The sequence below is a fragment of the Haloechinothrix aidingensis genome (genome assembly GCF_013450155.1).
Lineage (GTDB): Bacteria > Actinomycetota > Actinomycetes > Mycobacteriales > Pseudonocardiaceae > Haloechinothrix > Haloechinothrix aidingensis.
Genome location: NZ_JACCKD010000001.1, coordinates 398,171 through 410,206 on the forward strand (window position 1 = coordinate 398,171; position 12,036 = coordinate 410,206).

At 67.7% G+C, this 12,036-nt stretch carries 10 protein-coding genes; 4 read left to right on the forward strand and 6 right to left on the reverse strand.

Going from position 1 to position 12,036, the window contains the following annotated elements:
- Positions 1–137: 137 nt before the first annotated feature.
- The 3 genes from H0B56_RS01905 to H0B56_RS01915 form a co-directional block, all read right to left on the reverse strand.
- Entirely contained in the window at positions 138–2,519 is a 2,382-nt protein-coding gene (locus H0B56_RS01905) for an ATP-binding cassette domain-containing protein (protein ID WP_180891176.1), read from the reverse strand.
- Positions 2,520–2,624: 105 nt separating this feature from the next.
- Positions 2,625–3,038, reverse strand: a complete 414-nt coding sequence (locus H0B56_RS01910) for a VOC family protein (RefSeq protein WP_180891177.1) — start codon at positions 3,036–3,038, stop codon at positions 2,625–2,627.
- A gap of 10 nt (positions 3,039–3,048) precedes the next feature.
- Entirely contained in the window at positions 3,049–3,489 is a 441-nt protein-coding gene (locus H0B56_RS01915) for a helix-turn-helix transcriptional regulator (RefSeq protein WP_180891178.1), read from the reverse strand.
- 181 nt (positions 3,490–3,670) lie between these two features.
- Here H0B56_RS01915 and H0B56_RS01920 point away from each other — a divergent pair, with 181 nt between their 5' ends.
- Positions 3,671–4,477: an enoyl-CoA hydratase/isomerase family protein gene (locus H0B56_RS01920; protein WP_180891179.1), complete on the forward strand. Its 807-nt coding sequence runs from the start codon at positions 3,671–3,673 to the stop codon at positions 4,475–4,477.
- A gap of 306 nt (positions 4,478–4,783) precedes the next feature.
- On the opposite strand, the gene H0B56_RS01925 is transcribed toward H0B56_RS01920, so the two are convergent.
- The gene (locus H0B56_RS01925) at positions 4,784–4,933 is read right to left on the reverse strand and encodes a hypothetical protein (RefSeq protein WP_180891180.1); all 150 of its coding nucleotides are present in this window, start codon (positions 4,931–4,933) and stop codon (positions 4,784–4,786) included.
- A gap of 278 nt (positions 4,934–5,211) precedes the next feature.
- On the opposite strand from H0B56_RS01925, the gene H0B56_RS01930 reads away from it, so the two are divergent.
- Both H0B56_RS01930 and H0B56_RS01935 read left to right on the forward strand, forming a co-directional pair.
- Positions 5,212–6,459 (forward strand): NsdA family TPR-like regulatory protein, encoded by a 1,248-nt coding sequence (locus tag H0B56_RS01930; RefSeq protein WP_180891181.1) that lies wholly within the window; start codon positions 5,212–5,214, stop codon positions 6,457–6,459.
- A 13-nt stretch (positions 6,460–6,472) separates the two neighbouring features.
- Positions 6,473–7,360 carry a phosphotransferase gene (locus H0B56_RS01935; RefSeq protein WP_343063714.1) on the forward strand — a complete coding sequence of 296 codons (888 nt, stop codon included), beginning with the start codon at positions 6,473–6,475 and terminating at the stop codon, positions 7,358–7,360.
- Positions 7,361–7,651: 291 nt separating this feature from the next.
- On the opposite strand, the gene helR is transcribed toward H0B56_RS01935, so the two are convergent.
- Positions 7,652–9,874: an RNA polymerase recycling motor ATPase HelR gene (gene helR, locus H0B56_RS01940; protein WP_180891182.1), complete on the reverse strand. Its 2,223-nt coding sequence runs from the start codon at positions 9,872–9,874 to the stop codon at positions 7,652–7,654.
- Positions 9,875–10,314: 440 nt separating this feature from the next.
- The gene (locus H0B56_RS01945) at positions 10,315–11,079 is read right to left on the reverse strand and encodes a metal-dependent hydrolase (RefSeq protein ID WP_180891183.1); all 765 of its coding nucleotides are present in this window, start codon (positions 11,077–11,079) and stop codon (positions 10,315–10,317) included.
- Positions 11,080–11,371: 292 nt separating this feature from the next.
- On the opposite strand from H0B56_RS01945, the gene H0B56_RS01950 reads away from it, so the two are divergent.
- Positions 11,372–11,911 (forward strand): hypothetical protein, encoded by a 540-nt coding sequence (locus tag H0B56_RS01950; protein WP_180891184.1) that lies wholly within the window; start codon positions 11,372–11,374, stop codon positions 11,909–11,911.
- Positions 11,912–12,036: the final 125 nt, after the last annotated feature.

The following is a 12,036-nucleotide window of genomic DNA, read 5'->3' on the forward strand; positions in this document are numbered from 1 at the left end:
CGTTACGCGAGGAGGAACCCCGGTGCGGCGGACGCACACCCGTTCTCACCCGTGGGCGGGATGAGCCGGTCGATGGCGGTGACGAGGCGCCGAGGCGGCGTGCCGGCGCGACGTGCCGCACGGTGTCCGCGAGCCGGTCAGCTGCCGATGTAGGCCGCGAGGTGCTCGCCGGTGAGGGTGGAGCGGGAACTGACGAGTTCCTGAGGTGTTCCTTCGAAGACGACCCGGCCACCGTCGTGCCCGGCGCCGGGACCGAGGTCGATGATCCAGTCGGCGTGCGCCATGACCGCCTGGTGGTGCTCGATGACGATGACCGACTTGCCGGAGTCGACGAGCCGGTCGAGCAGGCCGAGCAGCTGCTCCACGTCGGCGAGGTGGAGGCCGGTGGTGGGCTCGTCGAGGACGTACACGCCGCCCTTGTCGCCCATGTGTGTGGCCAGCTTGATCCGCTGCCGCTCGCCGCCGGACAGCGTCGTGAGCGGCTGCCCGAGGGTGAGGTAACCGAGTCCGACATCGGCCATCCGGGTCAGGATCTTGTGGGCTGCCGGGATCTTGGCCTCGCCGGTGCCGAAGAACTCCTCGGCCTCGGTCACCGACATCGCGAGCACCTCGCTGATGTCCCTGCCGCCGAGGTGGTATTCCAGCACCGACGCCTGGAACCGCTTGCCCTCGCACTCCTCGCAGGTGGTCGCGACGCTTGCCATCATCGCGAGGTCGGTGTAGATGACACCCGCGCCGTTGCAGTTGGGGCAGGCGCCCTCGGAGTTGGCGCTGAACAGCGCCGGCTTCACGCCGTTGGCCTTCGCGAACGCCTTGCGGATCGGGTCGAGCAGTCCCGTGTACGTCGCCGGGTTGCTCCGCCGCGAGCCGCGGATCGCGCCCTGATCGATCGACACCACACCGTCCCGGCCGGACACCGAGCTTTCGATCAGCGAGCTCTTGCCGGATCCGGCGACACCGGTCATAACCACCAGGACCCCGAGCGGGATGTCGACGTCGACGCCGGTCAGGTTGTGTGCCGTCGCGCCGCGGACCTCCAGCGCGCCGGTGGGCGAGCGTACCCTCTCCTTGGGGGCGACCCGGTCGTCGAGATGACGGCCGGTGATGGTGCCGCTGCTCCGCAGCCCGCCGACGGTGCCCTCGTAGCAGACGGCGCCGCCCGCCGTGCCGGCTCCGGGGCCGAGGTCGACGACGTGGTCGGCGATGGCGATCGTCTCCGGCTCGTGCTCCACGACGAGCACCGTGTTGCCCTTGTCCCGCAGCCGCAGCAGCAGGTTGTTCATCCGCTGGATGTCGTGCGGGTGCATGCCGATGGTGGGTTCGTCGAAGACGTAGGTGACGTCGGTGAGCGAGGAACCGAGGTGGCGGATCATCTTGGTGCGCTGCGCCTCGCCGCCGGAGAGCGTGCCGGACGGCCGGTCGAGCGACAGGTAGCCGAGCCCGATCTCGACGAACGAGTCCAGGGTCTCGGTCAGCGTCGCCAGCAGCGGTGCATAAGACGGTTCGTCCAGGCCGCGTACCCAGTCGGCGAGGTCGCTGATCTGCATCGCGCAGGCGTCGGCGATGCTGACGCCGTCGATCTTCGACGACCGGGCCGCCTCGCTGAGCCGGGTACCGTCGCAGTCGGGGCAAGGGGTGAAGACGACAGCACGGTCCACGAAGGCCCGGATATGCGGCTGCATCGCGTCCCGGTCCTTGGCGAGCATCGACTTCCGGATCGTCGGGATCAGCCCGGCGTACGTCAGGTTCGTCCCGTCGACCTTGATCTTCGTCGGCTCCTTGTAGAGCAGGTCGTGCAATTCCTTCTTGGTGAACTTGCGGATCGGCTTGTCCGGGTCGAAGAAGCCGCAGCCGCGAAAGATCCGGCCGTACCAGCCGTCCATGCTGTAGCCGGGGATCGTGAGCGCGCCCTCGTTGAGTGACTTGCCGTCGTCGTACAGCTGTGACAGGTCGAAGTCGGTGACCGCGCCCCGGCCTTCGCAGCGCGGGCACATGCCGCCTGTCCGGGTGAACGTCGCCTTCTCGGCCTTGCCGTCGCCCCTCTTGATCATCCCGGACGCCTGGACCGACTCGGTGTTGAACGAGAACGCGCTGGGCGGGCCGATGTGCGGCTGCCCGAGCCTGCTGAACAGGATGCGCAGCATCGCGTTGGCGTCGGTCGCGGTGCCGACCGTGGAGCGAGCGTCGGCACCCATCCGCTCCTGGTCGACGATGATCGCCGTCGTCAGCCCGTCCAGCACGTCGACCTCGGGTCGCGCCAGCGCCAGCATGAAGCCCTGCAGGAAGGCGCTGTAGGTCTCGTTGATCAGCCGCTGCGATTCCGCTGCGATCGTGCCGAACACCAGTGAGCTCTTACCCGAGCCGGACACGCCCGTGAACACCGTCAGCCTGCGCTTCGGGATCTCGACATGGATGTCGGAGAGGTTGTTCTCGCGCGCGCCGTGCACCCGGATGAGGTCGTGGCTGTCGGCAACGTGCGGCGCAGTCGACTGGGCGCCGGCCTTCGTGGCCGTGTTCATCGTGCCTCCCTCGGTCGCGCGGGCCCCCTTCGCGGGCTCCGCTCGCGTCACCCTGGCTCGATCCCACCAGATCCTGGCAGGTCATGGCAGCGGTCGCCGGAGGGATCAGCGCAGCTCCTGGATGCGGATCATGTTGCCGGCGGGATCGCGGACGGCGCAGTCGCGAACGCCCCACGGCTGGTCGGTCGGCTCCTGCATGATCTCGGCGTCACTGGCCTGCAGCCGCGCGAAGGCGCCGTCGAGGTCGGAGGTGGCCAGGTTGACGCCGGCGTAGGTGCCCTTGGCCATCATCTCGGTGATGGTGCGGTGTTCGTCATCTGTGATGCCGCGGCCCGGCGCGACAGGCGGCTCCAGGACGATGGAGGTGTCTGGCTGGTCGGCGGGGCCGACCGTGATCCAGCGCATCTCGCCGTTGCCGACGTCGCCGCGCACCTCGAAGCCGAGGATGTCGCGGTAGAAGGCCAGGGAGGCGTCCGGGTCGTTGTGTGGAAGGAAGCTCGCGTGAATTCTGATATCCATGCCGGTCACGCTAGGTGAGGCTCGCGGCGGGCGCTTCTCGATTCCTGATCGGTCTGGTGACCTGTTTCGCCACGCACGGCGGTAGCCCCGCCGTCCCGCGCGACGCCTGGCTCCGGTACGTGCTGGGCGGCATACCGACCAGCTCGGCGAAGCGAGTGCTGAAGGTGCCCAGCGACGAGCAGCCGACCGCGAAGCAGACCTCGGTGACGCTGAGGTCGCCACGACGCAGCAGCGCCATGGCCCGTTCGATGCGCCGTGTCATCAGGTAGGAGTACGGCGACTCGCCGTAGGCGCGCCGGAACTCGCGGCTGAGGTGCCCGGACGACATGTTCACGCCCCTGGCGAGCGCCTCGACGTTCAGCGGCTGGGCGTACTCCCGGTCGATCCGGTCGCGCACGCGGCGCAGCCGCGCGAGGGCGCTCAGGCGCTGCGCCGAGGCTGATCTGGTCATATGCGGAATCGTGCCATATACGAACGACATGGAGCAGGATGAACGTGAGCGCGACCTTGTCGAACGCGCGCTGTGCTGGTCGCGGAGAGTTCCCTGCCTCGCCACGATGCGACGATCCCTCAGCGGGGTGGGACACACCGGTTACAGTGCCGGTTCCGATAACCCGAGGAGGTCGGCGATCGTGACGTTTTCCGAGTACGAGCAGCTGAGTTTCGAGCGCCGCGACAACGGGGTCCTGCTGATCACGTTGAACCGGCCGGAGAAGTACAACGCCGCCGATGAGCGGATGCACCGTGAGCTGGCCCGGGTCTGGACGGATGTCTCGTCCGATCCGGGCACCAGGGTGGCCGTGGTGACCGGTGCCGGTAAGGCATTCTCCGCCGGTGGTGATCTGGCCATGGTGGAGCGGATGACCGGTGACTACGACCGGGTCTCGCACATGCTCTCCGAGATGAGCGACCTCGTCTACAACATGGTCAGCTGCGAGAAACCGATCGTCTCGGCGATCAACGGGGCCGCCGTCGGCGCAGGCACGGTAGTGGCGTTGCTGGCCGATATCGCCATCTGTGCCACCGACGCCAGGATCGGGGACGGTCACGTCAAGCTCGGGGTCGCCGCGGGCGATCACGCCGCGATCATCTGGCCGCTGCTGGCCGGGATGGCGAAGGCTCGCTACTACCTGCTCACCGGCGAGATGCTCACCGGTGCCGAGGCGGAGCGGCTTGGCATGGTCGCCAAGGCGCTTCCGTCCGAGGAGGTACTCGACGAGGCACTGAATGTCGCGCAGACCCTCGCGACCGGCTCCCAGACCGCGATCCGCTGGACCAAGCGTGCGTTGAACAATTGGCTCAAGACCGCCGGGCCGATCTTCGACCAGTCCGCGGCCTACGAGATGCTGACGTTCATGGGCCCCGACGTCGCCGAGGGCACCGCCGCACTGCGGGAGAAACGCGAACCCCGGTTCCCCTCCGCGACCGAAGAGACCTGAGCAGCGTTGCGGATCTTCGTCGACGAACGACACGACGTCTCGCTACGCACTCGACGGGCTTCATCCGCCGGACCCTCCGCACTGGCGCATCGACTCAGGTCGTGCCGGCGGAGTGCTGGTGAGGGGTATCGGCGCTCGCGCACGATATGCACACGGTCGCGTCACGCATGCGGACGTCGTAGGCAGTCCGTCGCATGAGCCACCCGCAGGCGGTGACGGCGACGATCGTGCCCTTGTCCCAGAACGTCCGCCTCACGAAGTGGCGCTGCTGGCACACGGTCTGCCAGGTTCCGGAGGATGCCATGACTACGTGTCCGCCTCGGCGTCGAACCAAGTCGCCGGAGCATGGCGGTGCAGTGCGTCGTACGCTTCGTCGCGCTGCGTGTCGTCGCCCCCGAGGGCATCGAGGATCGCTTGCCACTCTTCGCGACCGAGTACGACGTGCCCGTCGTTCACGCTTACCTCGCTGGCATCATTTCGGTCGCTGGCCCGTTGCGACCGGGAGTGGCGACCGATGGCGTTCGGTGACATGCCTGTCACTATCGGAGATATCGACGTGGTCCGGCAGGGCAAGTTGCGGGACACCGTGGGGCAATCTGCCGCGACTGTCTGCCTGCAGCGATAGGCTGAATGCCCGTGCCGGTGATACAAGGGGGTATCCGTTGGCTACACCGAACGAGCGCCTGCGGAGCTACCGCGAAGCCACGCCTTCGCGCGCGGCACCGGGCGAGGTGATGGGCCGGGCAGAGCTGGCTGAGGCCGTCAACCGCTACATCTGGCAGACGACGGGCAAGCGTCACCAGTTGGACGCGCACACGATCGCCCGGTACGAGCGCGGCGCGGTGCGCTGGCCCAGTGCGGCATACCGGTGGGGACTCCGCGCAGTTCTCGACGCTGACAGCGATGCTGACCTGGGCTTTTACCCGACCCGGCGCGGCAACTCCCAATCGCCGACCCGCTCGGATGCCGCAGCGGGGAAGGCCTTCGACGTTCGGGCCCGTGTCGGGTTCGACGGCAGCCCGGCGGAGTTCCTGGCCAACACCACCGTCGAGTCACCTGTGCCCACACGGCTGGGATGGACCGAAGTCGAACACGTGCGAGCGACCACCCGGGCGGTGGCGATGTCGGAGAACCTGTTCGGTGGCGGACTCTCATGTGAGGCTGCGACAGCCCAGCTGCGCTGGGCGGGCCAACTCCTGGATGTCAGCGCCGCGCGGGAGGTGCATCGTGCGATTGCCGAAGCCGTGGGCAACCTCGCCGGCGTCGTCGCGTACTCCGCGTTCGATATCGCCAACTACGCAGCCGCCGATCGCTGCTTCGCCTTCGCGTTGTGGTGCGCCGACGCCAGCGGATCCTGGTCATTGCGGGCCAACACGCTGGCGGATATGGCCCGCAAGGCCGTGTACCTCGGGGATCTCGACTACGCCCTGGAGCTGATCGAGTTCGCGGAAGTGCGCTCGGATCGGCTCACCGCCACGGCACGGGCGATGCTGGCCACGATCCGGGCCCGACTGCTGGCGCTGACCGGCCGGCATGCCGAAGCTCGCGCGGATATCGACCGCGCCGACGGTCACTTCGCCGACCACGACCCTGCGGTGGACCCGCCGTGGCTGTGCTACTACGACGCCGCCGAGCATCACGGCAGCACCGGTAAAGCATTGATCCCGATCGCACAGATGCGTGAAATACCGGAGCTCGCCACCAGCCGGTTGGATGAGGCGATCCGGCGGCAAGGTACCGAGTACCCGCGCTCTCGGACCTTCTCGCGTATCCGACTGGCAACGTTACTGATGAACACCGGCTATCCGCAGGAAGCTTTACCGATCGGTCGCCAGGCTGTCGTCGACTCTGGCTCGCTTCGGTCGAAACGGCTGCTAACCGAGTTGCAGGGTCTGGCCGGTGCAGCCGAGGCCTATTCGCATCTCGGCGATGTAGCTGAGTTGCGTCACAACATCACCAGCATGTCGCACCCGGCGACCTGAGAGCATCAGGAACGTGACTACACCGCTGACGACGACCGAGGACGTACTCGCCGCTGCGGCACGCTTGGCGGGCCTGGATGCCACCGGAGCGGTGGTGATCCGTGATGGTTCCAATGTGATGTACCGGATTCCTGGTGGAATAGTCGCTCGGATCGGACCGAGCGGCTCACAGGAGAGTGCTGGACGGCAGGTCGATGTATCGCGCTGGCTCGTTGCCTCGGGCCTGCCTGTCGTCAGGGCCATTGACTACGTGCCTCAGCCGACCATGGTTGGTAATAGGCCGGTGACCTGGTGGGAGCAGCTGCCCGAGCACCGTTCGGCCACCACCGGTGAACTTGGCGCTCTGTTGCGATCTCTACACACCCTAAACCCTCCGACACAGCCTGAACTGCCGTCCTTCGACCCATTCGCCGGCCTGGGCGAGCGCATTGCCGAAGCCCGGCACGTGCCCGACCAGGAACGAACTTGGCTCGCCCGCCGCGTCGAGGATCTCCGTGAGCAGCTCCAGCAGCTGCGACTCGACGAGGCCGGGGGAGTCATTCATGGTGACGCGTGGCAAGGCAATGTCGCCGTGTCCGAAGTGACCGCGCCGGTCCTGCTCGACCTTGAACATGTCTCGCGCGGTCATCCGGACTGGGATCTGATTCCTGTCGCGGTCGACTATACGGATTTCGCACGCCTGAGTAGCGCTGATTATGAGGACTTCGTCACTGCCTACGGCGGTCATGATGTGACCGCCACCGCTGCTTTCCGTGTGCTCGCCGACATCCAACAGCTGCGTTGGGTGATATTCGTGCTTGGCAAGGCCGCCACCAGCAGTCAAGCCGCACACGAGACACACCATCGCATCGCATGCCTACGCGGGGACATTGCCCGACCATGGACGTGGAATCCGTTCTGACCCGACCCCGTGGTGACTTGGCTACTGTCGAGTGAGCTGAGTATGGGCAACCATGTGCGAGTCGCGCACGTGCGTCGCCCGGATGTTCAGCGCACCGCCCGGACGGCCGTCGTGGTGGGGAGACGGGGGTCGGCGAGTCCGGGTAGTAGGGCGAGAGCGAGCCAACCGGACAGCTAGACAGAGTCGTTGAGTCTGTCGGCCACCTGGCTGCGCGTCTGAGAACGTCATCTGCCTGGAGTTCCCGTTGTCGTCTGGTCGCGCTCTGCTGCATGGTCGTCCGCACGGGCATCGCTACGCTGGCCGTTGATTCCTCGCCTGGGTATACGGCACGGTCTCGGCGAGCCCGGCCAGGACCTGCGGCAACGGTCCCTTGTGCAGGACGCCGAGGCGTTGGGTGGTGCGGGTGAGGGCGACGTAGAGCTCGGCAGCGCCGCGTGGGCCGCCGGCGAGGATCCGTTCCGGTTCCACGACGAGGACGGCGTCGAACTCCAGGCCCTTGATCTCCGAGGGCGGCACAGGCACCGTCGTGCCCGGCACGCCCGGTGGCCCGATCACGATGCTGGTGCCTTCGCGGCCGGCTTCGTCGCGGACGAAGTCCTCGATGGCGGCGGGTAGTTCGTCTGTGGTGACCCGCCTGGACCAAGGCCGCACGCCACACGCGCGGACCGACTCCGGTGGCTGGATGTCGGGTGCGAACTCGGCGAGTAGCGCTGCGGCGACGGTCATGATCTCGGCCGGGGTGCGGTAGTTCACCGACAGCGACCGGTAGGCCCAGCGGCCGGGCGCGTACGGCTCCAGCATCTCCTGCCATGATGCCGCTCCGGCGTCCGAGCGGCGTTGGGCGAGATCGCCGACCACGGTGAAGGACCGGGCCGGGCAGCGCCGCATCAGCACCCGCCATTCCATTTCGGATAGCTCTTGAGCCTCGTCGACAACGATGTGCCGGTAGGTCCAGTCCCGGTCCGCTGCGGCACGTTCGGCAAGATCCCGGGTGTCGTGCTCGACGAAGCGGTCGGCCAGGTCCTCGGCGTAGAGCAGGTCCGTCGCGAACAGATGGTCCTCGTCGTCCATCGAGTCCTGGCGGTCCACGAGAACGTCCAGCACACCGGCGGCGTAGGACGCCTCGGCCTTCCGCCCCCGCTCGGCTGTCCGCTCGGCGGAATCCTCGGCCGCCTTGTCGCGACCGAGCAGGTCGACAAGTTCGTCGAGCAGCGGCACGTCCGACACCGTCCAGGCGTCGCCCTCGGCGCGCCACAACGCCTCGTCGGCACCGGCCGCCCGCAGCCGCTCGGGGGAGGTGTACAGCGTCGCCAGCAGCGTTTCCGGCGTCAGTACCGGCCACAGCTCGTCGAGCGCTGCGGTGAACGTGTCGTCCTCCGCGAGCTCGGTGAGCAGGTCCGCCCGTATGTCCTCCCAGGTTTGGCGGTCTTCCCGGGTCAGCCAGCCCCGTCCGATCCGGGCTATCGCCCGTTCGGTGAGTACCCACGTGAGGATCTCGGTGAATACCGTACGGGCCTCGTTGTGCGGCAGCCCGCTCGCGCGTGCCTCCTGGATGGCCCACTCCGCGCTCTCGGCGTCGATCCGCACCGTGACTTCTCCGAGCTCGATCGGCAGCGGGTGCTCCGGCAGCCGCTGGCGGTCAGCGATGGCCGCTGCCAGCACATCCAGGATCTGCAGCGAACCCTTGAGACGGGCGGCTCGCGGGGTGTCCTCTGCGGTGACGTGCAGGCCGGGCACGAGGTCTCCGGGGGTCATGAACACCACGTCGGACTCGCCGAGTGACGGCAGGACGCGGTCGATGTGGTTCAGGAACGCCGGGCTGGGCCCGACTACGAGCACACCGTGGCGTTCCATCCGCTCCCGCTGGGTGTAGAGCAGGTACGCGACGCGGTGCAACGCCACCACGGTCTTGCCTGTGCCCGGGCCGCCCTCGATCACCAGCACCCCGGGGTGGTCGATTCGGATTATCTCGTCCTGCTCGGCCTGGATCGTCGCCACGATGTCGCGCATCCCGTCACCGCGCGGCGCGTCGACCGCCGCGAGCAGGGCGGCATCCCCCCGTTCGCTTCCGTCTGGACGGCCGAGCACCTCATCGGTGAAATCGAGGACCCGGCGTCCGCGGGTGTGGAACTGGCGGCGCCGACGCACGTTCTCCGGGTTCGCTGCGGTGGCCACGTAGAACGCGCGCGACGCAGGCGCTCGCCAATCCAACAACACCGGTTCGTAGTCGTTCTCCTCGTCGAAAAGGCCGATCCTGCCGATGTAGGAATGCTCGCCCGAAGTGGTGTCCAACCGGCCGAAACACAACCCGTTGTCCGCGACGTCCAGTCGCTTCATCTCCTTGGCCAGTGCGCGCACCTCGATATCCCGCTCCATGGCGGTGCCACCGGTTCCCCGTAACGCCGCGTCGTACTCGCCTTTCACCCGGTCGCGCTCGGCATCGAGCCGCGCGTAAAGACCGGCCACATAGTCCCGCTCGGACCGCAATTCCTCGTCGTACCCCTGAGTTGACACATTCCCCTCACAGCGGCTCATTGATGCTGGGTTCTTCGGGTTCCCCGTTGGATTGCGGAGAACCGCTTCGCGGGCCCGATCAGCGATTCGACGTCCCGCGCGACCCGCTCGCCGACTGCAACACACGCACGTCGCGACCCCCGTTTTGCCAGGTTCTGGCTTCGCCGGTGATTCTGCGGCACGACCCGGGTCTTGCCGCAAGCCCCCCGGTGCGCTATATATTGAAAGTGGCAGGGGACAGGTAATCGCCATTCCTGCGTCGCGCCTTCTCCAATGATTCGTTCTTGGCCGGCTGGTCTTCCGGTGATTGTTCGCTGGAGAGAGACAAGCTCCCGGCCGGTCTGACCACGGGGCGCACGGCGATCGAGTTGCAGGAAGAGGTCTTCGCTCCGCTGGATCAGCTCGCCACCGACAGCCCAGCGACGCGCGGGGTCGAGCGCTCAGAGCATCGCTTGGAGGCTGTTGATGGCGGGGGTGATGAGGTCGGTGATGCCGGGCAGGAGGGCGATGGCGAGGATGGTCGCCGCGGGGGCGATGAGGGCGTTTTCGACGGTTTTGCCGGTGTGGAAGCGTAGCCAGGCTGGTGGGCGGAGTTCGTACCAGGTTTCGCCGCGGATGGGGATGGGCCAGAGGAAGGGGCAGCCGGACTCGGTGATGGCGTCGCCGAGGCAGTGGACCACGCACCCCAGTGCGACGGCGATGCCGAGCCATCCGGATAGTTGGGTGAGTTCGGACAGCCCGCTGGGGCTGGTGTAGGCCCACCAGGCGATGGCGGCTCCCGCGGCGGGCAGTAGCCAGTCGCCGAGGGCGTTCTCGGCCAGCAGCAGCCCGAGGATGGCCACGGCGGCGACGGCGTAGATGCCGCCTGCCTGGGTGCCGATGGTGGTGGCGGCGCCGAGGGCACCGGCGAAGGCGAGGGTGTGGGTCATGTGCCGGTGGGTGCCGGTGCTGTTGTCGTCGGCCTCGCGGCGGGTGAGGGCGTACAGTCCGGCGGAGGCGCGTCGCAGTAGCCAGGACAGGCCGCCGGTGAGCGGGCCGAGCAGGCGGGAGGCCCGCGCCCCGGGGTGGTCGAGGTCGGGCAGCAGGGCGAACCCGGCGGTGGTGGTGGCCATGGCCACCGCCTCGTGGATCTGCCCGGCCCCGACGAGCGGGGCCACGGCCAGACCCGCGCACCAGCCGGTCAACGCATGCGTACGACCCATCATGACGCGACGGTCTCCTTCCGGTAAGCGCGCGGCGGGTGGCCGCGCGGGTGCGAGGTGCTGGCCGGGATGTTGATGATCATTGTGTCGCTCGGTTCGGGTTGATCATGGACCTGCCCACCGACAGTGAGCGCGGAGTCACGTTCAGCCGACGAGCCACAGGTGCGCCGAGCATCGGGACGGTGCCTGGTGAGCGGGTCGAGCGCGAACACCGCACCGGCGACGCGCCCCGTTTCCGGGGGTGATTCGCTGATCTCGCTGCGCGCCGGAGTCGGACCTCATAAGCTGTCCGCCGATGACATTCCCGCAGGATCCACACGAGTCACCGGCACCGCAGGGGCGGCCACCGTCCGGATCGTCGATGCCGCCCCCGGACCCGTCCGTGCTGCAGTCGCTGATCCGGCCCCGCCCGGTGCAGGTGGCCTTCGTCCTCTGGATGATCTATGTGGGGATCAGCCTCGTCGTGCTCGTCCTCGGCGCGGTCATGGTGAACGACGCGACCCGTTCCGTCGGGGTCGAGGGGAGCCTGGCTGCCGAACAGATGCGGGGAGCCGCGGTCGTCACCCTCGTGTTGACGCTGATACTCATCGTGGCCACCGGTCTCGTCGCGTTGCCCATGCGCAACGGCGCGAACTGGGCGCGGATCGTGCTGACCGTGCTGGCCGCCCTCGTCATCATCGGCACATTGCTGTCGTTGCCCGGGCTCGACCAACGAGCCGAGGCCGGTGGGCTGGGCGTGGCGCACGGGACGCTGAGCATGCTCTCGGTCCTGCCGGTTGTCGCGGCGCTGGTGTCCATGTACCGCTCCGAGTCGAACTCGTTCTTCCGGAGCTGACGCCCGGGGCCACGGTCGGCCGGGGACACCACGCCGTGGCGCTACTGCTTTCTCCGCGATCGCCCGTTCGTGCGACGTAGGTCATACTTAGGCAAGGCTATATTACGTTAGTCTTACCTAATTCA